24 protein-coding genes are annotated in these 25,336 nt (G+C 60.8%); 10 read left to right on the forward strand and 14 right to left on the reverse strand.

Annotation, left to right across the window (positions count from 1 at the left end; genetic code table 11):
* Positions 1–52 precede the first annotated feature (52 nt).
* Positions 53–1,384, reverse strand: a complete 1,332-nt coding sequence (locus M8997_RS18845) for an MFS transporter (RefSeq protein WP_250019315.1) — start codon at positions 1,382–1,384, stop codon at positions 53–55.
* Positions 1,385–1,699: 315 nt separating this feature from the next.
* On the opposite strand from M8997_RS18845, the gene M8997_RS18850 reads away from it, so the two are divergent.
* The 7 genes from M8997_RS18850 (at position 1,700) to M8997_RS18880 (ending at position 8,054) form a co-directional block, all read left to right on the forward strand.
* Entirely contained in the window at positions 1,700–2,179 is a 480-nt protein-coding gene (locus tag M8997_RS18850; RefSeq protein ID WP_250019314.1) for a hypothetical protein, read from the forward strand.
* A 197-nt stretch (positions 2,180–2,376) separates the two neighbouring features.
* Positions 2,377–3,006 carry an SCO family protein gene (locus M8997_RS18855; protein WP_250019313.1) on the forward strand — a complete coding sequence of 210 codons (630 nt, stop codon included), beginning with the start codon at positions 2,377–2,379 and terminating at the stop codon, positions 3,004–3,006.
* 186 nt (positions 3,007–3,192) lie between these two features.
* Positions 3,193–4,212 carry a ubiquinol oxidase subunit II gene (gene cyoA, locus M8997_RS18860; RefSeq protein ID WP_250019312.1) on the forward strand — a complete coding sequence of 340 codons (1,020 nt, stop codon included), beginning with the start codon at positions 3,193–3,195 and terminating at the stop codon, positions 4,210–4,212.
* A gap of 38 nt (positions 4,213–4,250) precedes the next feature.
* Positions 4,251–6,254 (forward strand): cytochrome o ubiquinol oxidase subunit I, encoded by a 2,004-nt coding sequence (gene cyoB / locus M8997_RS18865; protein WP_250019311.1) that lies wholly within the window; start codon positions 4,251–4,253, stop codon positions 6,252–6,254.
* A gap of 1 nt (position 6,255) precedes the next feature.
* Entirely contained in the window at positions 6,256–6,876 is a 621-nt protein-coding gene (gene cyoC / locus M8997_RS18870; protein ID WP_250019310.1) for a cytochrome o ubiquinol oxidase subunit III, read from the forward strand.
* Positions 6,873–7,274, forward strand: a complete 402-nt coding sequence (gene cyoD, locus M8997_RS18875; protein ID WP_250019309.1) for a cytochrome o ubiquinol oxidase subunit IV — start codon at positions 6,873–6,875, stop codon at positions 7,272–7,274. Before cyoC ends, cyoD begins: the two co-directional genes overlap by 4 nt.
* Before the next feature lie 30 nt (positions 7,275–7,304).
* Positions 7,305–8,054, forward strand: a complete 750-nt coding sequence (locus tag M8997_RS18880; RefSeq protein ID WP_250019308.1) for an SURF1 family protein — start codon at positions 7,305–7,307, stop codon at positions 8,052–8,054.
* A gap of 6 nt (positions 8,055–8,060) precedes the next feature.
* Here the strand turns inward: M8997_RS18880 and fhuB are convergent, their stop codons facing one another.
* The 9 genes from fhuB to M8997_RS18925 form a co-directional block, all read right to left on the reverse strand.
* Entirely contained in the window at positions 8,061–10,046 is a 1,986-nt protein-coding gene (fhuB, locus tag M8997_RS18885; RefSeq protein ID WP_250019307.1) for a Fe(3+)-hydroxamate ABC transporter permease FhuB, read from the reverse strand.
* Positions 10,043–10,885, reverse strand: a complete 843-nt coding sequence (locus M8997_RS18890) for an ABC transporter substrate-binding protein (protein WP_250019368.1) — start codon at positions 10,883–10,885, stop codon at positions 10,043–10,045. The genes fhuB and M8997_RS18890 overlap by 4 nt, the downstream gene beginning before the upstream one ends.
* A 231-nt stretch (positions 10,886–11,116) precedes the next feature.
* Positions 11,117–11,452 carry a cupin domain-containing protein gene (locus tag M8997_RS18895; RefSeq protein WP_250019306.1) on the reverse strand — a complete coding sequence of 112 codons (336 nt, stop codon included), beginning with the start codon at positions 11,450–11,452 and terminating at the stop codon, positions 11,117–11,119.
* A 17-nt stretch (positions 11,453–11,469) separates the two neighbouring features.
* Entirely contained in the window at positions 11,470–12,321 is an 852-nt protein-coding gene (gene kduI, locus M8997_RS18900) for a 5-dehydro-4-deoxy-D-glucuronate isomerase (RefSeq protein ID WP_250019305.1), read from the reverse strand.
* A 51-nt stretch (positions 12,322–12,372) separates the two neighbouring features.
* Positions 12,373–13,119: a FadR/GntR family transcriptional regulator gene (locus M8997_RS18905; RefSeq protein ID WP_250019304.1), complete on the reverse strand. Its 747-nt coding sequence runs from the start codon at positions 13,117–13,119 to the stop codon at positions 12,373–12,375.
* A gap of 14 nt (positions 13,120–13,133) precedes the next feature.
* A complete protein-coding gene (locus M8997_RS18910; protein WP_250019303.1) occupies positions 13,134–14,414 on the reverse strand; it encodes a TRAP transporter large permease in 1,281 nt (426 codons plus the stop codon).
* Positions 14,415–14,969 (reverse strand): TRAP transporter small permease, encoded by a 555-nt coding sequence (locus M8997_RS18915; RefSeq protein ID WP_250019302.1) that lies wholly within the window; start codon positions 14,967–14,969, stop codon positions 14,415–14,417.
* Between the two features lie 61 nt (positions 14,970–15,030).
* Positions 15,031–16,008 carry a TRAP transporter substrate-binding protein gene (locus M8997_RS18920; RefSeq protein WP_250019301.1) on the reverse strand — a complete coding sequence of 326 codons (978 nt, stop codon included), beginning with the start codon at positions 16,006–16,008 and terminating at the stop codon, positions 15,031–15,033.
* Positions 16,009–16,209: 201 nt separating this feature from the next.
* Entirely contained in the window at positions 16,210–17,175 is a 966-nt protein-coding gene (locus M8997_RS18925) for a DUF930 domain-containing protein (protein WP_250019300.1), read from the reverse strand.
* 161 nt (positions 17,176–17,336) lie between these two features.
* Here M8997_RS18925 and M8997_RS18930 point away from each other — a divergent pair, with 161 nt between their 5' ends.
* Positions 17,337–17,546 carry a hypothetical protein gene (locus tag M8997_RS18930; RefSeq protein ID WP_250019299.1) on the forward strand — a complete coding sequence of 70 codons (210 nt, stop codon included), beginning with the start codon at positions 17,337–17,339 and terminating at the stop codon, positions 17,544–17,546.
* A gap of 141 nt (positions 17,547–17,687) precedes the next feature.
* Positions 17,688–18,098 carry a carboxymuconolactone decarboxylase family protein gene (locus tag M8997_RS18935; RefSeq protein ID WP_250019298.1) on the forward strand — a complete coding sequence of 137 codons (411 nt, stop codon included), beginning with the start codon at positions 17,688–17,690 and terminating at the stop codon, positions 18,096–18,098.
* Here the strand turns inward: M8997_RS18935 and M8997_RS18940 are convergent.
* From M8997_RS18940 to M8997_RS18955, 4 genes are read right to left on the reverse strand one after another with little or no spacing between them, the layout of a single operon-like run.
* On the reverse strand, positions 18,083–18,385 hold the full coding sequence (locus tag M8997_RS18940) for a VanZ family protein (protein WP_250019297.1): 303 nt from the start codon (positions 18,383–18,385) through the stop codon (positions 18,083–18,085). The two genes, M8997_RS18935 and M8997_RS18940, sit on opposite strands and share 16 nt — an antisense overlap.
* Before the next feature lie 49 nt (positions 18,386–18,434).
* Positions 18,435–19,352: a glycosyltransferase family 2 protein gene (locus tag M8997_RS18945; protein ID WP_250019296.1), complete on the reverse strand. Its 918-nt coding sequence runs from the start codon at positions 19,350–19,352 to the stop codon at positions 18,435–18,437.
* Entirely contained in the window at positions 19,342–21,672 is a 2,331-nt protein-coding gene (locus tag M8997_RS18950) for an exopolysaccharide transport family protein (protein ID WP_250019295.1), read from the reverse strand. Before M8997_RS18950 ends, M8997_RS18945 begins: the two co-directional genes overlap by 11 nt.
* 22 nt (positions 21,673–21,694) lie before the next feature.
* Positions 21,695–23,047 carry an SLBB domain-containing protein gene (locus M8997_RS18955; RefSeq protein WP_250019294.1) on the reverse strand — a complete coding sequence of 451 codons (1,353 nt, stop codon included), beginning with the start codon at positions 23,045–23,047 and terminating at the stop codon, positions 21,695–21,697.
* Positions 23,048–23,389: 342 nt separating this feature from the next.
* On the opposite strand from M8997_RS18955, the gene asnB reads away from it, so the two are divergent.
* A complete protein-coding gene (asnB, locus tag M8997_RS18960) occupies positions 23,390–25,336 on the forward strand; it encodes an asparagine synthase (glutamine-hydrolyzing) (RefSeq protein WP_250019293.1) in 1,947 nt (648 codons plus the stop codon).

Genomic DNA, 25,336 nt, shown 5'->3' on the forward strand with positions numbered 1-25,336 from the left:
GACCGAGCCCACCGGAAAACGGTCGCGTATTTTTGCTGCGACCCCGCTTGCGTCAGTCGTGCGTTTCCAGAGCCTTGCTCAGGCTGATGGCTGCCAGCGTGCACAGCGCGCCGGAAAGCAGATAGTAGCCGCTGAACGCAATCCCGAACCGGCTGGAGAGGAACAGCGCCACCAAGGGCGCGAATCCCGCTCCGACAAGCCATGACAGATCGGACGTGAACGCCGCGCCCGTATAGCGATAGCCGCGGCCGAAGCGCGACGATACCGCGCCGGAGGCCTGGCCGAACGACAGGCCCAGAATACCAAAGCCGATGATGACGAAGGCGTCCTGCCCCGCTGTTCCCGCCTCGAGAAGATAGGGGCCGACGAAGCTGAATATCGCGATGATCGCGCCGCCGATGGCAAGTTGGTTGCGCCGGCCGATCCGATCCGCAAGCAGGCCGGAGGATACGATGCCGACAACCCCGAGCGCCGCGCCGGCAATCTGCACGGTCAGGAACTCGCCCGTCGATTGCTGGCTGAACAGCGTCACCCAGCTCAACGGGAATATCGTCACGATATGGAACATGGCGAAACTCGCCAAGGGAACGAAGGCGCCAAGGATGATATCGCGGCCATGGACGCGCAGCACCTGCAGCACCGGCGCGGCCTTCAGTTCCTCGCGCTCCAGCAGATTGCCGAACTCCTTCGTCGTCACCAGCCGCAAGCGCGCGAAAAGCGCTACGACATTGATGGCGAAGGCAACGAAAAACGGGTAGCGCCAGCCCCAGCTGAGAAAGTCCTGGTCCGACAGATTGCCGACGAAGAACGCGAAAAGGCCACTTGCCAGCGCAAAGCCGATCGGCGCGCCAAGCTGCGGTATCATCGCGTACCAGCCACGTCGCTGCTGCGGTGCGTTGAGGGCCAGCAGGGAGGCAAGCCCATCCCAGGCCCCGCCAAGCGCAAACCCCTGCCCCAGGCGGAAAAGCGCGAGAAGATAGATCGCCCAGACTCCGATACTGTCATAGCTCGGGAGAAAGCTGATCGAGGCAGTCGAGCCGCCGAGGAGAAAGAGCGCAATGGTAAGCTTGGTGCCACGGCCATACCAGCGGTCAACCGTCATGAAGACCAGAGAACCGACCGGCCGTGCGAGGAAGGCCAGCGAGAACACCATGAAGGAATAGAGCGTGGCCGTCAGCCTGTCCGGTTCGAACGGGAAGAACAGCCGTGGAAAAACGAGTACCGAAGCCAGGCCGTAGACGAAGAAGTCGAAGAACTCCGACGCTCTCCCGATCACCACGCCGATGGCGATACTGCCCGGCGAAACGGGCTTGTCGTCATGGATCTGACGCGCGTCCCGCTCCATTGTCGATGATGATGGCCCATAATGGACGGTACTGGACATGGCATTTCCTCAAATCGGCCACTGCGCCGCACCGCATTGTTTCGCAAAGCGGCTCTGCTGGCAAGGAAGACAATAGCCGTCGGCGCCCGTATACTCAACCATCGCGCTCTGATCTCCAGAACTTCCGCGCGGCCAAATGTAGCGGCTCCTGCCCTGCCATTCTGCCGCACCGGCCCCAGATCGGCAACGGCGGCGATTGGGCGTTGCCACCGACTTTATCCCGCAAAATCGGCAACTTAGGAGAATCTCTGAAAATTTCGCCTGAAGCTCCGCTTGCGCCTTTACGCCACGGTTCATCGCTGCTAGACAGAAAACTTGAGTATTACAGGCATATTTTGTCGCATTGAGCATGATCGAAATGGGCGCTATCAGCAGCGTGGTCGATGCAAGGAGAATAGCGTGACGTTCGAGTGGATAAACCGGTTGCAATTGGCGGTGCGCATCATTTGCGCAGTCGGCCTGTTGACCATCGGTTTCGCCCACGGAAAGCCGGCGCAGGCCCGCGAAGGGCTCTCTCCCGAGGAACTGGCACTCTACGCCTTGCCGGATGGCAGCGTACCGGTGATCTGCACGACGGATGATCCTTCGGACTGGCAGGCCGAAGCGCATTTCAAGCGCAAATGCGAAGCTTGCCGGATAAGCAGTGGCATGCTGCCGCCCGAACCTGTTTCAGTCTGGAAGCCCCGGGGCATTTTCGGGCCGGCAGAATTGACTACGTGGCCAACCGCTACGATAATGCCCTGGCCGTTGTCACCCAATACGGGGCCACGCGCACCGCCTGCATTGAATTCATAGACTTGGGATTAGTGCTGGACAGCACGGCTGTTCAGATCGGTTCTCGGCGGAAGTACAATTCTCCTGTTGTCTTCCCGTTTATGGAGGCATGTTCGCATGCGTAACATTGGCGTCATTCGTCTTGGTTTGAATTCAACGATCGCTCGTTCCTTCATGGCAGCTGCGGCGAAACGCAGCCGTGAAGCGGAGGCGCTGTCATGAAGCGCAGTTCCGCAACGGTCCTCTTCTCCTTTGCCTTTCTCGGCCTGTGCCTGCTCTCGGCGCCATTGTTGAGCCGGTGGCTGCCGGGCGAAACCAGCGGCCCTTTCAACGCGGCCTTCACGCTTGTCGACGACACGGGCGCCAAGGTGGACAAATCCGTCTTTCACGGCCGGCCGATGCTCGCCTATTTCGGCTATACGCGCTGCCCCGAGGTCTGCCCCACAACGCTGTTCGAACTGTCCGCCTGGCTTCAGCAGCTCGGGCCGGAGGGCAAGGACCTGAAAACGTATTTCTTCTCGGTCGATCCGGAACGAGACACGCAGGAGGTGCTGCATGGCTATGTGACAGCGTTCTCGGATCGCATCAGAGGCGTTACCGGCGATCCGGCCGAAATGCGCAAGGTCATCGATGGCTGGCGGGTCTATGCCAGGAAGGAACCGGCCGAGGACGGCGATTATCATATGAGCCATACCATGGCGCTGCTCATGATCGGCGCCGATGGGCGGTTGAAGGGACTAATTCCTTATGGAACGAGCGCGGAGGAAGCCATTTCGAAGATAAGGACAGTGCTTTTGAAGGAACCGCAGCAATATGCCGCTGCGGATCAGCGGACAAATATCCGCTGATGCCCTCATAATGGCCACATAGGCGGTGATGAACCGCTATCCCGGGAGGCGAATATTCATCCTGCAGGATTTCGCGGTTAGAGCGAAATCTGCGTTAAACAGGAAGCCACGGACGTGCAATATCCAGTGAAACTAATCCGTCTTCTGATCCTATTGTTGCCGGCGCTGTATCTCAGCGGGTGCAATATGGTCGTCATGTCGCCTTCCGGCGATATAGCCACGCAGCAGCGCGATCTCATCGTCATCTCGACGATATTGATGCTTATCATCATCATCCCGGTGATCTTGCTGACATTGTTCTTCGCCTGGCACTATCGCCGCTCGAACACGACTGCGAAATATGATCCCGACTGGCACCACTCACTGCGGCTCGAAGTCGTGATCTGGTCCGCGCCGCTCGCGATCATCATAGCGTTGGGCGCGGTCACCTGGATAAGCACGCACAAGCTCGACCCATATCGGCCGCTCGACAGGCTCGATGCGGCAAGGCCGGTGCCGGCCGATGTGAAGCCCATCACCGTGCAGGTAGTGGCGCTCGACTGGAAATGGCTCTTCTTCTATCCCGACCAGGGCATTGCCACGGTCAACGAGCTCGCGGCTCCCGTGGATGTGCCGATCAATTTCCGCATCACCTCCTCGTCCGTCATGAACTCGTTCTACATTCCAGCACTCGCCGGGCAGATTTACGCCATGCCCGGAATGGAGACCAAGCTGCACGCCGTCATCAACAAGCCGGGCGAATATGACGGGTTCTCCGCCAATTACAGCGGCGACGGCTTCTCCCACATGCGTTTCAAGTTCCATGGCCTGTCGAAGGAGGACTTCGACCAATGGCTGGCCAATGCCAAGTCGCGCGGCACGGCGCTCAACCGCGACGCCTATCTGAAACTGGAAAAACCGAGCGAAAAGGAACCGGTGCGCTATTTCGCTTCGACGGATCCCGGCCTCTATGAGGCGATCCTGAACATGTGCGCCGCACCGGGCAAGATGTGCATGAACGAGATGATGCATATCGACATGATGGGCGGCGGCGGCAAGGAAAGCGCCGACAATCGCGCACGGCTCGAATATGACAACCGCCATGCCAAGGATGGGGGAACGGCGGCGACCTTCCCTGCCAGCGGGACGGCGCCGCGGGACGACGAAAAGCCGACGGACAGCCAGCCTCACGATGGTTCCCATGTCCCCAACCAGTTGCACAATTGACCTGACGCTCGCGTCGACAAAAAAGAACGGTTTATGCCATGTCTTTCGATTCTGATCTTCTGAGGTTCGTCTTCGGGCGCTTGACCCTCGAGGCCATTCCCTATCACGAGCCAATTCTGGTCGCGACCTTCATCGCCGTTGCGCTTGGCGGCGCGGCCCTGTTTGCACTCATCACCTATTACAAGAAGTGGGGCTATCTCTGGCACGAATGGCTGACCAGCGTCGATCACAAGAAGATCGGCATCATGTACATCATCCTGGCGCTGATCATGCTTCTGCGCGGCTTTTCGGATGCGGTCATGATGCGCATTCAACAGGCCATCGCCTTCAATGGCGCTGAAGGTTACCTGCCACCGCACCATTACGACCAGGTGTTCACGGCGCATGGCGTGATCATGATCTTCTTCATGGCCATGCCGTTCGTCACGGGCCTGATGAACCTCGTCGTGCCGCTGCAGATCGGCGCGCGCGACGTTTCGTTCCCGTTCCTCAACAATTTCAGCTTCTGGATGACAGCGGCCGGCGCGGTCATCATCATGATCTCATTGTTCGTCGGCGAGTTCGCACGCACCGGCTGGCTTGCCTATCCACCGCTCTCGGGGGCCGACTACAGTGCCGGGGTCGGCGTGGATTACTACATATGGGGCTTGCAGGTGGCCGGCGTCGGCACCACCCTCTCCGGCATCAATCTGATCGCCACCATCCTGAAGATGCGCGCGCCGGGCATGACCATGATGAAAATGCCGGTATTCACCTGGACGTCGCTCTGCACCAACGTCCTGATCGTGGCGTCCTTCCCGGTACTCACCGCAACGCTGGCGCTGCTCTCGCTCGACCGCTATGTCGGCACGAACTTCTTCACCAACGATCTCGGCGGCAACCCGATGATGTATGTGAACCTCATCTGGATCTGGGGCCATCCGGAGGTCTATATCCTCATCCTCCCCGCCTTCGGCATCTTCTCGGAGGTCGTCGCGACCTTCTGCGGCAAGCGGCTCTTCGGCTACGCCTCCATGGTCTACGCCACCGTAGTCATCACGATCCTGTCCTATATCGTCTGGCTGCACCATTTCTTCACGATGGGCTCGGGCGCCAGCGTGAACTCGTTCTTCGGCATCACCACGATGATCATATCGATCCCGACCGGCGCCAAGATGTTCAACTGGCTCTTCACCATGTATCGCGGCCGCATCCGCTTCGAAGTGCCCATGCTGTGGACGATCGGCTTCATGGTCACCTTCGTGATCGGCGGCATGACCGGCGTCCTGCTCGCAGTTCCACCGGCGGATTTCGTGCTGCATAACAGCCTCTTCCTCATCGCCCATTTTCACAATGTCATCATTGGCGGCGTCGTGTTCGGGCTCATGGCCGGCGTCGTCTACTGGTTCCCGAAGGCATTCGGCTTCAAGCTAGATCCGTTCTGGGGCAAGATGTCGTTCTGGTTCTGGCTGACCGGCTTCTATTTCGCCTTCATGCCGCTCTATGTCCTGGGGCTGATGGGCGTCACGCGGCGCGTGAGCCAGTTCGAGGACCCCTCGCTGCAGATCTGGTTCGTCATCGCCGCCTTTGGCGCACTCCTGATCGGCATCGGCATCCTGTCCTTCCTCATCCAGCTGTTCGTCAGCTTCCGCCGCCGCAACGAGTTGCTCGATCTCACCGGCGATCCATGGGATGGGCGGACGCTGGAATGGGCGACTTCCTCGCCGCCGCCGGATTACAATTTCGCCTTCACGCCGGTAGTGCATGACCATGATTCCTGGTGGGACATGAAGAAGCGCGGCTATGAACGCCCGACGGAAGGATTCCTGCCCATCCACATGCCGAAGAATACCGGCGCCGGCATCATCCTCGGCGGGATCAGCGTCGTGCTGGCCTTCGCCATCATCTGGTATATCTGGTGGCTGGCGGCGGTATCGTTCATCGCGATGCTCGCGGTGGCGATCGGCCATACCTTCAACTACAAGCGCGACTTCTACATTCCCGTCGAAGAAGTGATCGAGACCGAGAACAAGCGCACGACGCTGCTTGCCGGGCAGGTGTGACATGAGCGATACCAACGTCCAGGAAATGGAAAAGCCGGAATTCTATCTGCGGGAGGAGCACCATCCCGAAGAAAGCACGATGATCGGCTTCTGGCTCTATCTGATGAGCGATTGCCTCATCTTCGCCGTGCTCTTCGCCACCCATGCGGTGCTCGGGCGGAACTATGCGGCAGGCCCCTCGCCGGCCGACCTGTTCGATCTTCAGCTCGTCGCCATCAACACGGCGATGCTTCTCTTCTCCTCGATCACCTATGGCTTTGCCATGCTGGAAATGGAGCGGGGACGCCAGAAATCGACGCTTGTCTGGCTGGCGATAACGGGCGTTTTCGGCGCGATCTTCATCGGCCTCGAACTTTATGAGTTCATCCACCTGATCCATGAGGGCGCGGGACCGTCGCGCAGTGCATTCCTCTCGTCGTTCTTCACGCTCGTCGGAACGCACGGCCTGCATGTCACCTTCGGCCTTGTCTGGCTGGTGACACTCATGGTGCAGGTTTCGATACATGGCCTCATTCCCGCAAACCGCCGCCGCCTCATGTGCCTTTCCATGTTCTGGCATTTCCTCGACGTCGTCTGGATCGGCGTCTTTTCCTTCGTCTACCTGATGGGAGTCCTCGGATGAGCCAGCAACCAAAGTCACACGAAAGCGCCTCTGACACCCATCATGGCCACAGCCTCGGCCATGAGGCCGGGCACGGCAGCTTCAAGGGCTATATCACCGGCTTCGTGCTGTCCGTCATCCTGACGGCAGTGCCATTCTGGCTGGTCATGGGCAATGTCTTCGACAATCCCACGCTGACCGCCTTCTTCATCATGGCCTTCGCCGTAGTCCAGATCGTCGTTCACATGATCTATTTCCTTCACATGAACATGGAGTCGGAGGGCGGCTGGACCATGATGGCGCTGATCTTCACCATCGTCATCGTCGCCATTGCGCTGTCGGGTTCGCTCTGGGTCATGCACCATCTCAACTCCAACATGATGCCGATGAGCCCGGAGATGATGAGAAACATGCCATGACACAACAGTTTCGCGGCAACGGATAACACCATGACCAACGCCGCCGGGAGACGGGGCTCCCTGTTGAAGAGGGTTCTTGTCGGCGTCGCGGTCGTTCTGACGATCGCAGTCCTCGTCGCCCTCGGCATGTGGCAGATCGAGCGGCGGGCGTGGAAACTCGATCTGATTTCCCGCGTCGAGGCACGTGTCAACGCGCCTGCTTTGCCGCCACCGCCACGATCGGAATGGCCGAACGTGACGGCCGCCAACAGCGAATATCGGCACGTCACGGCGACGGGCACCTTTCTGCATGACAAGGAGACCCTGGTCTATGCGGCAACGGAGCTTGGCGCCGGAGCCTGGGTGATCACCCCGCTGATACTCGATGACGGCACTGCCGTCCTTGTCAATCGCGGTTTCGTGCCGACGGAGAAACGCAGCCCTGCCTCGCGTCCGGAGGCGCTGGGGACGGCGCCCGCGCGCGTCACGGGCCTTTTGCGGATATCAGAACCCGGAGGGACGCTGCTTCGCTCCAACGATCCGGCTTCCGACCGCTGGTATTCCCGCGACGTCGCGGCGATAGGCGAGCAGCGCAACATATCGAACCTGGCGCCCTATTTCATCGACGCCGATGCAACGCCAAATCCAGGCCGCTGGCCGGTCGGCGGGCTGACCCGCATATCATTCCCGAACAACCATCTGGTCTATATCTTTACCTGGTTCGGCCTTGCCGCCTTGCTGGCTGGTGCCAGCCTCTATGTCGGGTTTCTGCGCAGGCAGGACGATCCGGGCGAGGATTAGCGTGGATCATGGCTTTTCCCGCCCGATGAGCCAGAGAAGATAGGGCGCGCCGATGAGCGAGGCGAATATCCCCAGCGGCTGCTCGTAGGGGAAAGTCACGGTGCGCGCCGCCCAATCGGCGACGAGCATGAGAATTGTGCCGATGAGGCAGGCAGCGACGAGATGGCTGGGCGCGCGGCGGAAGCCTGCCATCCGCGCCATGTGGGGAGCCATCAGGCCGACGAAGCTCAGTGGGCCGACGAGCATGGACGCGGCGGCCGTGGCGACGGCGGCGAGGCAGAACAACATGATGCGCGTCCTCCGGGCCGACATGCCGAGCGCCGAGGGCACGGCTTCGCCGAGCGGCAGGATCTCGAGCCAGCGAAGGCAGGACAGCCCGCCCGCCAATACGAGGCCGGCAAGGACCATCAGCACCACGGATTGTTCGGCCGTGACCGAAAGCGCAGTGCCGCTGATCCAGATCAATATCTGCCAGGAGCGCGGATTCCCCGTTGCGATCAGCAGCGAGAGGATGGCGGTTGCAAAAGAGCTTATGGCAATGCCCGCGAGCAGCAGGCGATCTGGCGGCAGGCTCTTTCGCAGCACATAGCCGACGACGATCGCCAGCACCGTGAGCGAACCGGCGATCGACCCGATGAGGAATTCGAGCGGACCCGGCGCTTCAACGAGGTACAGCACCGCTGCAAAACCCACGCCGGCGCCGCCGCTGACGCCCATGACCTCGGGGCTCGCCATGGCATTGCCGGTGATCCGCTGCATGATGGTTCCCGCCACGGCAAGCAGGGCACCGGCTGCACCGGCAGCGGCGAGCCGCGGCCACCGCCATGGCAGGAGCTCATGGAAGACGTCGCCGACCGAGAAGACCCAACCAGCCGGGGCGCGGCCCGTCGTCAGCATCAGGAAGACGAGGAGCGGCACCACGGCGAAGAGGATCGCTACGACGCGCCAGGGCCGCCTGATCTTCACTCTGTCGATAGTCGGCGTCTGCCTTGGAAGTTCGCGCAATTTCAGCCGCGGCAGGAGAAAGAGCAGCAGCGGCCCGCCGAGCAGCGCCGTCACCGCGCCGGTGGGGAAGGTCTCTCCCGTCGAGGAGCTGAGCAGTTGGACGACGCCATCGGCAAGCAGCAGCAGCAGGGCGCCGTACACCGGAGCGAGCAGCAGCACCGACGACGCCTTGCGGACGCCGGCAAGCCTGGCGAAGGCGGGCGCGGCGAGGCCGATGAAGCTGACGAGGCCGACGGCGGCGGCGACCGAAGCTGCGAGCCATACGGCAATGGCGATGACGGCGAACCGGATGAGATTGACGCTCAGTCCCAGCCGCCTGGCACTGCTGTCGTCGAGGCCGAGTATCGTCAGCGGTTTCGTCAGAACGGCCGCTGCCAGTGCCCCGGCGAAGAACTGCAGCAGGAGGTTTCTCGATGTGGACCAATCCTGCTGGCTCAGCGCGCCGCCGTTCCACGAAACGAGCGACATGAGGTACTCGCCCTGCGCCAGCACCAGCGCGGCGGAGATTGCGCTCGCCGTTATGCCGACGAGGAGACCGCCGATGATCATGGCGATCGGGTCCAGCCCGCGACGCCAGCTCAACCCGACGACGATAAGGGCCGCAAGCGCGGCGCCCCCGAATGCAACGCCCTGCCGGCCGCCATCGACGAGCCCGGGAGCAAACAGCGTCGCCGCCACTATGGCCAATTGCGCGCCCGACGAAATGCCGAGCGTCGCCGGTTCCGCGATGGGATTGCGCAGCAGCCGCTGCAGCAGGGCTCCGGAAAGGCCGAGACACGCGCCACAAAGAAGGGCGACAGCGGCGCGCGGAAGCAAGCCATAGGCGATGATGATCTGATCGAGCGACATCGACGCCGGATCGAAAGGCCAGGCGGGAAAGCCTGTCGCAGGTGCATAGCGGGCGATATTATAGGCCGACAGGGCAGACGCCAGCATGGCTGCCGCGACGATCGCGACAAGATTGCGGGGGCGAAGTGCAGCGTTCATTCCGGCGCCTCCGTCAGGGCCTTGTGCAGCAGCCGCGCAAACCGCATGCCGGCGATGACCCCGCCATAGGGCCCGACATTTTCCAACTGCAGCACCCGGTTCTGACGCACGGCAGGAAGCGCGTTCCACAGCACGCTGCTGCGCAGGGTCGACCTCGCCTCGACGGGAATTTCGGAGACGATAACGATCTTCGCCTCCGGCATCTCCGCCAGCCGTTCTATCGGGACTGGCGCCGCGAAACTGAACTCCGTGGCTCCCTGCCACGCATTGGTCAGTCCCAGCCGGACCATGATATTGCCGAACAGACTATCGGCCCCGAAAGCGCGAAAATGACGCCCATCGCCAATATTGATCACATAGATCGGTCGCGCAGCCTTGCGCCCGAGCTCTGCCCGATAGCGCGCCAGGTTGCGTTCTGCCTCGGCGACCACCTGTTCCGCGCGATCGGCCAGCGCCAGCTTCGCGCCGAGATTGCGCACCGCGTCCAGCGTCTTTTCGAACGGTGGCTGGCCGGCAACGTAGAAGGGAAGCGAGATCACCGGCGCGATCTGCGAGAATTTCGCCCCGTGCTGCGCATAAAATGGCGAACTCAGGATGAAATCCGGCTGAATGAACCGTAACAGCTCGAAATTCGGGGAGCCGCGCAAGCCGAGATCGATAAAATCCGCCGGTAGAGCCGGTTCGACCGAGGTGCGGCGGAACTGCTTGATCTCCGTGCCGGCGACAATATGGGCTCCGAGGGCGAATGCCGTTTCGAGCATCGCCCAATCGATGGCGGCGAGCCTCGGGCCTTCTGCGGCATATGACAAACGCGGTGACAGGATGAAACCTGCCGACATGGCGAGCAAAGACCGCCGCGTGATGATTGATCGTTGATTCAATGTCTCTGCCGACCGCAATGAATAATCGGGAAACATCTGCAAGCGGTGCATATGAGCCCCTGGAGACTGGCTACATAGGGGCAAAAGCTAAACATGAAAAGAGAAATCATGTTTAGTCGCACAGGTCGTCGCGGTGAAGGCCGGAAGAGATAGTTGCAAATGTAACCATCTCTTCCGGCGACAGCTGGATCAGCTGATGAAATCCGCGCGGCGTGGCGTGAAACTGTCGACCAGACGCCCCTTTTCAAGCGCTTTTACGCCGTGAACGAGGTTGGAAGGGACGATAAAACTGCCTCCTTCGCCGATAATTTCGGTCACGCCGTCGATTGTAACCTCGAAACTCCCCTCCGCCACATAGCTTCCCTGCACATGCGGATGGGAATGGAGGGCGCCGACGCCGCCTTTCTCAAAGGCGAATTCGACGATCATCAGCTCGTCCGTATGGACCAGCACGCGCCGGCGATTCCCGTCCGGCGTGGGTGTCCATGGCCTGTCGCCGCTCTGGCAGAACATTGCTTGGTTCATATCGTATGCTCCGCGGTTCAACGAAGATCTTCGATGGCGACCGCGTCGACATCGGTATAGTCCATATTGTCTCCGGCCATGGCCCAGATGAAGGCGTAGTTTGCGGTGCCGGAGCCTGAGTGGATGGACCAGCCCGGCGAAAGGACCGCCTCTTCATTTTTCACCACGATATGGCGTGTCTCGTCCGGCTCGCCCATGAAATGGAAGACGCGCGCCGTTTCCGGCAGGTCGAAATAGAGATATGCCTCCATCCGGCGATCATGGATGTGGCAAGGCATCGTGTTCCAGACGGAGCCTTCGGCGAGCTGGGTCATGCCCACGACGAGCTGGCACGTCTTGACGCCATCCGCATGGATGAACTGGAAGATCGACCGTTCATTCGATGTCGCGCGGCTGCCGAGATCGATGCGCTTCGCATCGCCGATACGGATGAGACGTGCCGGGTAGGCCTGATGCGCCGGCGCGCTCAGCAGATAGAATTTGGCGGGGTTTCCAGCATCGCTGCTCGCGAACGAAACACCCTTCGCGCCCATGCCGAGATAAAGCATGTCGCGAGCGGCGAGCTCGAATGAAGCGCCATCGGCCTCGATCCTGCCGGCGCCGCCAATATTGACGACGATCAATTCCCTGCGGTCGAGGAAATTCGCGGTTCCTGTCGGCTTGATGGCCTGAAGCTCCAGCGGCGCCGATCCGGGCATTGCGCCGCCGACGATCATCCGGTCGTAATGCGTATAGGTGAGCGTCACCTGGCCAGGCTGGAACAGATCGCCGATATGGAAATTGTGCCGAAGCTCATCTGTGCCCATGGCTGCAGCAGCGGAAGGGTCGATAGCGAAACGGATGGAATAGTCGGTGGTAGGCTGGGTCATGATTTCCTGCAATTCTGGTTGGGCAACTCTGGTTGGATTGAAGAAACGGGCTCAACCCGCATCTGGCATGGTTCGGCGCTCCTGCAAGCGCTCCTGGTATCGCTGCTGGCTGGAAGAAAGATGCGCCCGCATGGCGTCGCGCGCCGCATCGGCATCACCATTCGAAATCGCCGTCAGGATCGTCAGATGCTCGCGCTGCAATCCCTGCTGGTAGGTTTCGGACTGCGTCGTTTCGGTGGACCACGGCGAGGTCACGTCACAGGGAATTGCCCGGCGTCCGAGCACATCGAGCATCTCGACATAGAAGGGATTGTTCGTGGCGCTGGCGATGGCGCGGTGAAAGGCGAGATCGGCCGGCCCGGTCGGATCGCCGTTGCGCAGCAGCCTGCCGAACTCGAAATGCGCCTCCTGGATCGCGGCCTCCTGCGCCGCATTGCGCCTCACGGCCGCGAGGCCCGCAGACTCGATCTCGATTGCCAGCCTCACCTCCAGCACGTTCAGCGCGATGGAGTCTTTCGTTCCCATTTCGGATGCCAGCGCGCCGAGCACAGTGCTGATCTGCTCGGTGGCGAACACGCCGGCTCCCTGGCGCGGTTCGACAAGTCCCGCTGCCGCGAGTTGCGCCAACGCCTCTCGTACAACCGTGCGGCTCACGCCGAAGACTCCCGTCAACTGGCCCTCGGTCGGCAGCTTCTGCCCCGGCTGGATAATGCCGGTGCGCAGCTGTTCCCGGATCGCGGCGACGACCGTCTCGCACAGCTTGGGCTTTCGTTCTACCTTGAGGTCCACAACATCCATTTCTATCTGCCTTCCTATTTGAAGATGCTCGGAAGCCAAAGCGAAATGGCCGGAATATAGGTGACCAGTCCCAGCACCACGATGCCGGCGCCGTAGAAGGGCCAGATCGACCGCATCGCCTGCCAGACGGTGATTTTCCCAACCGCGCAGGCGACGAATTGCACCGTTCCGACCGGAGGCGTGTTCAGCCCGATTCCGAGATTGAGGATCAGGATAACGCCGAAATGCACCGGATCAACGCCGTAGTGCTGGGCCAGGGGAAGAAAGATCGGCGTGCAGATGATGATCATCGGTCCCATGTCCATGAACGTGCCAAGCAGAAGCATGAGCACATTCAGGAGCAGCAGCACCATGAGCGGATCGGTCGAAATGGCATTCATGCCGGCGATCAACGCGGCGGGGACCTTCAGATAGGCCATGAGCCAGCTGAACGATGCCGCCGTCCCGATGATCAGCAGGACCATCGCCGTCGTCCGCACCGCGCCAAGCGTGGCGTGGACGAAATCGTTCCAACCCATCGACCTGTAGCCGAGGATGGTGACCAGCGCCGCATAGATGACGGCTATGCACGAGCTTTCGGTGGCGGTGAAGACGCCGGAGCGGACGCCGCCGAAGATGATCGCGATCAGCAGCAGGCCCGGTAGCGCTATGACGGCGAGCTCGCCGGCGCGCCGGAAGCCCTGGAACGCCTCGGTCGGATAGCCGCGATGGCGAGCGACGAAATAGGCCGTAATCATCAGCGCGGCGGCAAGGAGCAGCCCCGGGAGAATGCCGGCCGTGAAGAGATCGGCGATGGAGATCTTGCCACCTCCGGCGATCGAATAGATGATCATGTTCTGCGACGGCGGCAGCAGCAGCGCAATTAGGGCGGCCATCGAGGTGACGTTCACCGCATAGTCGGTGCCATAGCCCTTCGCCTTCATCTGCGGGATCATGATCCCTCCGACGGCTGCCGCTTCGGCGACAGCCGAACCCGATATGCCGCCGAACAGCGTGCCGGCGATGATATTGACCTGGCCGAGGCCGCCACGCAGGTGCCCGACGAGCGAACCGGCGAAGGAAATGATCCGCTGGGCGATGCCGCCCCGCACCATCAGGTCGCCGGCATAGATGAAGAATGGCACCGCCATCAGCGAGAAGACGCTCATGCCGGAATTCATCCGCTGGAAGACGACGAGCGGGGGCAATCCAAGATAGGCCACGGTCGCCAGGCTGGCAGCGCCCAGGCAGAAGGCGATGGGCGTGCCGATGAACATCAGGAGCGTGAAGACTCCGAACAAAATCCAAAGATCCATTCAGGCCTCCTGCACCTTGGGCATTTCGGGGACTTCTTCAAGGTTTATGTCATGATCGACGCTGACGCCGGCCCAGCGCAGAACCATGCGCTCGAGTGAAAACAGGCTGAACAGGACGCCGCCAGCAACGAGCGGCAAGTAATCGAAGCCGCCTGGCAGGCCAAGCGACGGCAGGCGAGCCTGCCAGGTGAGGCCCACAAGCTTGCTGCCGTACCAGACCATGCCAAGGCCGAAGCCGAAGATGACAAGGTCGGAAACCGTGCGCAGGACCGCCTTGCTTCCGTTCGGCAATATATAGAGCAGCACGTCGAAGCCGAGATGAAAGTTCTCGCGGACACCGATCGCCGAGCCGAGAAAAATGAACCAGCTCATCAGCATGATGGAGGAGGTCTCGGTCCAGCTCGGCGACGAGTTGAGGATAAAGCGCGAGAATACCTGATAGGCGATGAGCAGGGTCATCATGACCATGCCGAACCCGGCGAGATAGAGCGCAAAATTGCTGATCGCCGTGATGACGCGGCTCAGCCGGACGCGCGTCGCGGGAAAATCACTCATTCCATTCCTCCCCTTCGGGCGGAGTTCCCCATGAAGACAAGGCTCCATGGGGATCTGCCGCTTACTGCGTGGCTTCGATACGGGCAGCCAAGTCCTTGAGCTCCGGCGTCGATAGATATTTCTCGTACACCGGCTTCATGGCGTCGATCAGCGGCTGCCTCTCGATCTCGTTGACCTTCACACCGGCAGCCTCGACGATCTCGCGCGACTTCTTCTCGCGGGCATCCCAGAGTTCACGCATCTTGGCGACACTGTCCTTTGCCGCCTGCCGCACGATCGCCTGATCTTCCGGCGTCAGGTTGTCCCAGCTCGCTTTCGACATCACCAGCACTTCCGGCACCATCTGATGCTGGTCGAGAGAGAAGAATTTCGCCACTTCGTAATGTTTCGCCGATTCGAAGCTCGGCCAATTGTTCTCGGCGCCGTCGATCACGCCGGTTTCCAGCGCCGAATAGACCTCGCCATAGGCCATCGGAACGGCGTTGGCGCCAAGCTGATTGACCATGTCGACGAAAACATCCGACTGGATGACGCGGAACTTCATGCCTTTGAGATCGTCCAGGGACGTGATCGGCTTCTTGGAATTGTAGAAGGAGCGCGCTCCCGAATCGTAGAATGCCAGTCCTACAAGATTATGCGCCTCGAACGCCTTGAGGATTTCATCGCCGACAGGTCCATCCATCGTATGGCGCATATGGTCAGCGGAGCGGAAGATATAGGGCAGCGACGGCACCTTGGTGATCGGCACGACGCTGTTGAACGGGCCCATCGAAACGCGATTGAGGTCCAGAACGCCGGTTTGCACCTGCTCGATCGTGTCTTTCTCCTCGCCAAGCTGCGCCGAATGATAGACCTCGACCGAATAGCGGCCGGCGGTGCGCTCCTTGATCAGCTCGCCCATATATTTCACGGCCTCGACAGTCGGATAGCCGTCAGGATGGGTATCGGCAGAGCGAAGCACCGTCTGTGCCCCTGCCGCGCCTGTCATCAGTGCGCCGACCATGGCGGTCAGCATCGTCAATCGAATGGAATTCAGCATAAGTTCCTCCCTGAACAAGCGGGAAGAGACCATGAGCCGGGCTCTCGCATGCAGCGCGCGGATCCTGCGAGGTCTCCTCCCCTACAGGTGCCCGGCCGCTGCAATGCCCGGTCATTTCCTCCCGTCGTCTATCGATAGGAAGAGTTCTTCATCATGTCAATATACAAGTTTGGGTATGTTGTATGATGAATTTGACTTGCCTCAATTCAGCGGCAACCGCCGCGCCGACCATTCGCCCGGAGGAATGAGATCGCCGAAACTCAGGCTGAACGACACCACTTCCGTCTGGTCGCCATTCACCCCGCAGCGGTAATCCACGCTGAACCAGCTGGTACGGCTGCGGAAGGCGCCGCCGGTCGCATCGAGCGCCTGATCGGAAAGCCTGCCGCCCCCGGGTTCGAAGGGCACGAAGAGGTCCGGGAATGACGCAGGACGTTGGTGCCGTATCTGTTCGAGCGCCTCGATACTGCATAGCTGGATGATCCGCCGGCGCGGCGGCAGCTTGGCAAGGGCATCTCGAATGCGCGGATCCGAGATCGAATTCGGCGAGTATAATCGTGTCGCCTTTTGCAGCCTGGATGAACCCTTCTTCGCCTTCGACGACTGCCGTTCGCCACCGGCTCGTTTTGGCGTCGCCTTCTCAGCTTTCCTGGCTGGAGCATCCTTGGCCTTCGGCTCCGCCTGATCGGCGCTGGCGAGCTTTCCTTCCCTGCGCTCGACTGGCAGCTTCTGCGGCTCACGTTCCCGGCGTTGCTGTCCGGCATCAGGCGGCGCAGGCGCAGGGCTTGCCGGAGCCGGCTGCGGCTTCGCCTGATCCGGGCTTTTCGGCGGAGCGGCCGCTTCCATCGCGGGCACCTTCTTTGGAGGTTCGGGCGGCTTCGGCTGCTTCGGCGGTTGCTTCGGCGGCGGCTTGGGCGCCGGCGGCGGCACCAGCCGAACCTCGATCGCCTTGTCTTCCTTCATCTTCGGCAAGGCTGCCGTGATATCGAACAGGAAAAAGGCGGCGATCAGCCCGTGGATGGCGAGCGAGACCGGTACAGACCAGAACCATCCATGTCGTCTTGCCGCGTGAAACATAGGCTGGGAGATGCTCTCTTGAATGGACGGACCATCCGGCCGCATGGCGGCGTCGATGCCCGAAGTAACAATGACAATCGAATGCCTCATCGAGCCGATCAGGCGCGATAAGAAAACTTGAACCATCCTTGGCTTAGGTTATCATCCGGGACAGAATTACATCATACTGCCCCACACTGACAATCTAACTCGCCTTCTCCACCCGACTGGATCAACGATTGGGAAAAGCACAATCAGAACAAGATGGCTTTATGGAGCGGTTGAAAGCCGTGATTGCCGATTACGAAATCATCGTGCAGCGGCTGGAATCAGGGACCGACAAGGCATATCGGACATCGCGCACCGGCGTGAAGGAAGATGTCTCGGCGCAGACGGCGGACCATTATCGGCGCCTCATATCGCACTATACGCTCATCGTCACCCGCTATGAGGAAAAGCAGGCGAAGAACAGAGTCAAATAGGCCGGTCCGCGCATCGATGGAATCCAATGCGATGCACCTTCAGAACGTCACTGTTCCGGCCTTCCGGATCGCTGGACACGCGAACTGGCTGGTTCTGCGGAGATCGTTCACATTCGAAACACGGATTTTTGAGGTGTCGACATGACCACTGTAAAACTGCTGACAGACGCCGAGGCGGCCGCAATCCCGGCGGTGCGCGCCGTCTTCGAAGACATCCGGGCGACGCGGAAGTCCGACTTCATCAATAATTTCTGGCGTGGCCTCGCCAATGACCCGCCAACGCTCAAGCGTGTCTGGGAGAGCGTGAAAGCGGTGATGGGCGCGGAAGGAACACTCGACCCGCTGGTCAAGGAAATGATCTATATCGCCGTTTCAACCGCCAATGGCTGCAATTATTGCGTACATTCCCATAGCGCCGCTGCCAGGGCGAAAGGTCAGACCGCTGCGCAGCACGCGGAACTGATCGCGGTCATCAGCCTTGCCGGCCAGACCAATCATCTGGCGAATGCGATGCAGATCCCGGTCGATCGGGAATTTCAGTTCGGCGGTTGACGCGCCGCGATCCTGTCGCGGAACAGGGCCATGACGGCTATCCCCATGCCTGCGCCCGCCATCTTGACCAGGAAGTTGCTGATATCCGCATGCCTGCCGGGCATCAGATATTGCCCGAGTTCGAACAGGCCACAGCACAGAAACAGCACCATTCCCACGTAGACGAGCCGATTGGGGTAGCTGAGGCTGAAGACGATGCCCAGCGCCAGGAAGGCCGCGAACCGTTCCGTGTTGGGGCCGAGCAATGTCACCGGCCGCACGCTCATCGGGCCGATGGTGGCGAGCATGATGAGACCCAGCAACAGCCAGGCTATTGCGTGATGGCGTGCGAAGAAATTAATCGTTCTTCTCCACCACCAGTACGCGGCTTGGCGATATCCGCCCCGCAATTAGGTCCTGAAGTGCCAGCAGATTGCCCCTCAGACGGCCTTTCCTGTCCACCCAAGCCTCTGGCGCAAGGCTTTTCACCAGATTGGCGACCACGTTCTTCGCCGCAATGGCGAGCGCCTTGGACTTCAGCATCGTGCCCTTGCGGGCGAGATAATAGGGGTTGGCGATCTGGGAGTAGCCCAGCTTGATCCCGGACGTTCGTCCTGTTTTCACACCGAGATGGATGCCGCGCAGGGTGTTCGATTTGACGACGCGGCCGTGCTGAGCCAGCAACCGGCTCAGATCCACATCCTCCAGCCAGCAATAGAGCGGCAGGTTCTCGTCGAACCAGATATCGTTGCGCCGCAGGCCATCCAGCCGAACCGTCATGTTGCAGCCGTAGCCATTATAGACATTCGTCATCGTTTCGGGCCGTGTCTCGGGGTCGTCGAGCAGCTTCTTCAACAGGCCCGATCCCTCCGCGACGCCAATGCCGCGGCTGCCTATGCCGTCGAGCAGGACATTGCCGGTCGCCACCATCACGTCCTCATGCTCGAGAAAAAGGCGCTCCACTTCGGCAAGGTAGTTGGGCGCCATCAGGAAATCATCGTCCAGGAACACCAATATATCGAAATCGTACAATTCCTTGATGATATCGTTGCGCTGTTTCGCCAGGCCGGAGGACGACAGCTTCGTGGACACCGGAATGGCGAGATGGTGCAGGCCATCGGGCACGTCGCTCGGACGCAACGTGCAGATGACGATCTTCTCCGGCAGTCGCGTCTGTTTCTCGATCAGCGGCACTGTCGCCGCCAGAATGTCGCTCCTTCCCGTCGATGGTATCCCGACGGCCATCCTCAGGCGGCGTGCGGAATCATACCCCATGAGCGGCTCCCCTTTTCTTGCCAACGCGTACATAGCGTTTGCCAAGCGCGGCCAATGATGATTTCAGCTCCCGGCTGGAGGGCCAGAACGAGATAGGCGCGGTTGCGCGGGAGCGGCGGACATTGTTGAACACGACGCCGACACCATCGGCGTCCAGCGCGCCGCAGCTCGCCACGGCTGCTCCCAATACGTCCAGTGTCACGTTTTGCTCGTCGCCCACCGTCAGGATCACGCAATCCGTCGTCCCACTGACGATACGCGCATCCGCCGTCGTCTTGAGATCAGGCAGGTCCAGTATGATGATGTCATGTTGCTCGCGCAGCCGTGCGAGATTGGCTTCGAGCGCCTGCAGGTTCAGATAGCGATAGGACTGTGTCGACTTATGCGTGATCTCGTCGACGCCCATCAAGGCCGGTGGCGTGATAACCGCCACGGATTGATAGGGCTCGTCGTTCCGCCTTTCCTTGACCTCGGCCAGCCGTCGGCGCTCTTCGGCCAGCTCGGAACGGCCATAATGCGCGTCGACGGATTTTCCACCATCTTCGCCCTTGTGGTCGAGCCTCTGGTTCAGCGTAGCGAAAACACGGGTCAGGGTCGGGTTGGCCGCACAGGCGTCGATCAGCATGGTGCGATAGCCGGTGGCGGCGTAGAGCTGGGCCAGATTGCTGGCCAAGGTCGTCTTGCCCTCGCCCGGCAGCGCCGAGGTTATGCCGACGATCTTGCCGTTCCTGCGACGCAGAATGAGGTCCAGCGAGGCCTTCGTGCTGCGCACTGCATCCGCGAATGGTTCGTTCGGCTGGTCCATGACGAGGCTGAGCAGTCGCTGCGACTCATGCCCGCCGGTTCGCGACAGCGATTTCAGCGGCACGAAAGGCAGGGTACCGAGGCTGCTGAGGCCGAGTTCCCTGTGCAGGCGGGCTGCCGTCTTGATGCGGCGATCCGCGACTTCGCGAATGGCGGCGTAGGCAAGGCCGCCGAGCGTACCGAGCACGACGGCAAGCGCCAGGACCAGCGAACCTTTCGGCCAGGCCTTGCCAAGCGGTACGGCGGCAGCGGACACCAGGCGGGAATCTCCAACCGGGAAGGATTCCTGCTGCAGCGCGCTTATCAGCTGCTGCATCACGCTCTGGTACATTTGCCGGTATGTGTTGGCGCGGCTTTCGAGTTCCGCCAGCTGCACCCTCGCCATGCCCTTGCTCAGGCCGGAATGGATCGTCGCCTGCAATTGTTCATTGACATATTGCTCGCGCCGTTCGGCGGCTTCGAGGTTCGACTTGTAGACCTGGCCGATACGGACGATCTCGGCGCGAACCTCGCCCTGGAGGCTGGCAATTTCCTTTTCCGCCGCCTGTACGGCCGTGCCCTCGGCGCCGTAGCGGCTCTTCAATTCATCGCGCTGGCCCGTGGCCACCGTCAGGCGTTCACGCAAGGCGGTGATCTGCGGGCTTCGCAGCGCCTCGTCGACATAGCCATCGACATAGGTCTCCGATTCAAGGAAGCGATTGATCATGGCCAGCTTGGCCCGCTCCGTTGCCGCATCCGCCTTGGCGCGCGAGAGCTGGATATTGGCCTCCGCCACCTGCTGCTCGTCGAGCGATGTCGGGCCGGCCTGCGAAATATTGTTGCGGTTGCGGAAATCCTCGACTGCCTTGGCGGATTCGTTCGCCTGGCGGCTGATCTCGGCAAGACGCGCCTCGAGCCAGCCGGCACCGCTCTTGGCGGCCGACGACTTGGCTTCGAGCCCGGCCTTGATATAGGCCTGCGCCGTCGCATTGGCGACGGCGGCCGCCTTGACCGGATCGACGGAATTATAGGCGATGTCGAGAACATAGGACTGACCGACACGCCATACGCGCAGGCGCTCCAGGAAACCGGCGACAGTGCGCCGAAGCGCCACTTCCTGTTTCCCATCCGTATTGCCGCTGCGCCAGAAGGCAAGGCGCGAGAGCAGCGACGGCTGTTCCTGCAGCTCCGGGTCTTCCGTCAAGGCAAGTTCGGCGATGACGCTGATCGCAATCGCCTCCGAGCGGATGATCTCGACCTGGCTCTCCACCTCGCCCGTCTCGATGACGATCGCGCCGGAGACCGCGTCCTGCGAGGCGATACGGGCCTGCTCGGGATCGATCACGATACGCGCGGTAGCGGTGAATATGGGTTCGGTAACGGCCAGATAGAACATGCCGGCCATGGCGCAGCCGAGTACCGAAACGAGGACCGGCCGCCAGTTGCGTTTCAGGAATCCGATGATATCGCGCATTCCGATCAGATTGGCATCGGCCGGATTGTCGTCGGACATTTCAAGATCCTTGTACTTGGCCATTCTCGTGCCCATCATCCTGTTGTTACTGAGTGTTGGTCAGGCCGGTCGCCGCCGCGAGAGGCGCGGCGCCGGAATTCTGCGGCACCATCGCCGCGGTTCCAGCCGTCTGTGCGGAGAACCGGACATTGAGCGAGGCACGAACCACATCGCCCGGCACAAGCAGCGTATTCTCGTCGGCGGCGATTTCGACCGGCTCGGCGGAGGCCTTGCGGGTGATGGTGAATGTGAGGTCCGGCTCCTGTTTTTCACCGCGTTTCTGCCCCGAAAGGATCGAACCCGCCGCGACGAGCAGGCGCTGCGCCGTCTCCTGGCGGATTTTCAGCTGATCCAGCGAGGCTTGGGCCGTCTGGAGTTCGGTCGAGGCGGTGGTCTGCCGCGTGCTGACGAGGTTCTGCGCATCCCGGCTCGCCTGGCTTATGTTCTGCCGTGCGCGCATGATTGCGGTCACCTGATCCAGGCGATCGGCCTGAAGCGCCGTTATGATGCGCTGCAAGTCGGACTGGCGCGATGTCGTCGCTATGCCGCGCTCGACGAGCGGCTTGACTGCGGCGAGCTCATCATCGAGCAGCTTGAGCTGCTTCTCCTGGCCGACGACCTTTTCCTGCAGCACATCGATTTCCGAGGCGAAGAGCCGGCGCAGCTCGCTCAGGTTCTCAAGCTGCTGGGTAAGACCATTGGACTGCGCCTGAAATACCGCCCGTTCTTCCGCGATAATGGAGGAAACCGTGGCTTCATCGGCAAGCTCGTTAAGGTTGGCTGGAAATTCGATGTCCTTCTGACCCGAAATTTCGGCCCTCAGCCGCGCGATCCGGGCAAGGGTGCGCACCATTTCGCCATGCGCCGATTGAAGCTCGCCCAGATACTGAATCTGCTCGACCGTTCTCGCTTCCTCGCGCGGACGATATCGCCCACCTGCCAGGGCCACCGCCTGAAGCACCGTCAGGCCCGGACGGAAACGATATTCACCCGGCCGCTCGACATTGCCGACGAGGAAGACCGGCGGATAATCGACGATCTGGACGGCCACATTGGGTAGGTTCACCAGACCGGTGATCTGCTGCACCCGTTTCGACACCTCGGTCGCCATGGTCACGGCATCGAAGGAAGACACTTCCATGGTGCCGACCAATGGCAGGAGAAGCGACCCTTCCTCGGAAACGACATATTCGCCGTTCAGTGCGCTCCACTCGCGATATTCACCGCGGGCGGCCACCCATTCCAGCACAGTGAGACGCAATCTCGTATAGGGTGCCAGCTTGTAGGGTTCGCTCGCAGCCGCCGGCAATGGCATTGCAAACGGTATGGAACACAGAGCAGCGGCAAGCATGAGCCGCCGCGCGATCCCGAGGATCGATCTCTTGAGTTCGTGCCACATGATTCTTGCCCCGCCACCTGTTTTTCCAGCATTATCAGCGGCTACAGAAGGCGTGACAATCAATCGATCACAGTTTTACCATAATGAATTTGGTCTATATCGGCTATCTTTTGTGTTTATTCACCAGTTTCGATGCACGTTGAACATGCCAGATCGCAATTTCCAACACATATAGACTGAAATCAAGCCTGATAGATCAGTATAGCGCGCCGCATACCTAGTATTACGGGCGCCTGTTAAACCCAATTGTTTATTGACGCTCCGGGTCCATATTATAGGCTTCATGGGCGGCATCGAAGCGGGAAGGAATAACCCGTATATGCCGCTCAAGGGGCAGTCAAAATGTGTGGGATCGCGGGCTATTGTGGAACGGAAATCGGTGGAGACGGCCCCCGCATCCTGCGCAGGATGACCGACGCGATTTCTTACAGGGGTCCCGACGAAAGCGGCGTCCAGTCGATGACGGATGCGGGGCTCGGTCATGTCCGCCTGTCGATCGTCGGCCTGTCCGATGGCCAGCAGCCGATGCAGAGCGCGGATGGCAACCTCGTAATCTCGTATAATGGTGAAGTGTTCAACTATGTGGAACTGCGCGACGACCTGATCGCGCAGGGTCACCGCTTCCGCAGCTCGAGCGACACGGAGGTGATCCTTCATCTCTACGAGGAGATGGGGCCGGATTGCGTCAAGCTGCTCAATGGCGATTTCGCCTTCGCACTTTGGGACAACAAGCGCCGCCGCATGATGCTGGCGCGGGACCGGATGGGCGTGCGCCCTCTCTTCTATACGTGCCACGGCGGCAATTTCTTCTTCGCATCGGAGATAAAGGCGCTGCTGGCCGTTCCAGGCGTGCGGTCCGAAATCGATCCCTATGCGCTCGACCAGATATTCACGCTCTGGGCGCCGATCCCGCCGCGAACGGCGTTCAAGGACATTTACGAACTGCCGGCTGCCCATCTGATGCTCGTCGATGACCGTGGCATCAAGCGGTCATCCTATTGGCAGCTGGACTATCCGCATGGCGGCGACCACGGCAAATCGCGATCCGAAGCCGATATGGCCGAGGAACTCAGGCATCTTCTGACCGACGCTACCAGAATTCGGCTGCGCGCCGATGTACCTGTCGGCTCCTATCTTTCCGGGGGGCTGGATTCGTCGGCGGTTTCGGCCCTGGCCGCTCGTGTCATCCCGGATCGGCTGAGGACATTTTCGATCGGGTTCGAATCCGCGGAACATGATGAAACAATCTTTCAGAACCAGATGGTCGAGGCGCTCGGCACGAAGCATTCATCGCTGACCTGCAGCGGCAGCGACATTGCCGATATATTCCCGTCCGTCGTCGAACATATGGAGCGGCCGGTGCTGCGAACGGCGCCAGCGCCGCTCTATCTCTTGTCCAGGCTTACCAAGGAGCACGGCTACAAGGTCGTCCTCACCGGCGAGGGCGCCGACGAGGTTTTCGGCGGCTACGACCTGTTCCGCGAAGCCAAGGTCCGGCGTTTCTGCGCCCGCCAGCCCCATTCCCGCACGAGACCGCAGCTGTTCCGCCGGCTTTATCCGTATCTGCCGGGGCTGCAGCAGCAGAAACCGGAATATCTTGCGGCATTCTTCGGCGTCAGCGTGGATGATCTGAACGATCCGCTCTATTCGCATCGCCCGAGATTCCGCGGCACGGCGGCGACGAAACTTTTCTTTTCCCCTGAGCTGAAACAGGCGCTTCATGGCTATGACGCGACGGAAGATCTGATTTCGACACTGCCTGCGGATTATGCGCGCTGGCATCCGCTGAACCAGGCTCAATATCTCGAAACCAGCCTGTTGCTGCCCGGTTATATCCTGTGCTGCCAAAGCGACCGCATGGCCATGGCCCATGGCGTGGAGGGGCGTTTCCCGTTCCTCGACCATCGGATCGTCGAATTTGGAGCGAGGCTGCCGATCAGCGCCAAGCTGAATGGCCTCGACGAGAAGCACATCCTCAAGCAGGCCATGCGCGGGCTGATACCCGAGACGATCACCGCCCGGCAGAAGCAGCCTTACAGGGCGCCCGACAGCCAGTCCTTCACCCGTGGCCACTTGCCCGGTTACGTTGCCGAGCTGATGAGCCCGGAAGCGATCGACGATGGCGGATTGTTCAACGCCGGCGCCGTCGGCAAGCTCCTCGAAAAATGCGTGCGCAACGACACGCCGGGGCATCGCGACGACAGCGCTTTCGTCGGCATTCTGTCGACGCAGCTCTGGCAACAGGCCTTCGCCCAACAATCCTATCAAAACAACTATGCCGCAGCATGA

Origin of the sequence: Phyllobacterium sp. 21LDTY02-6, assembly GCF_023554255.2 — a bacterium.
Taxonomy (GTDB): domain Bacteria; phylum Pseudomonadota; class Alphaproteobacteria; order Rhizobiales; family Rhizobiaceae; genus Phyllobacterium.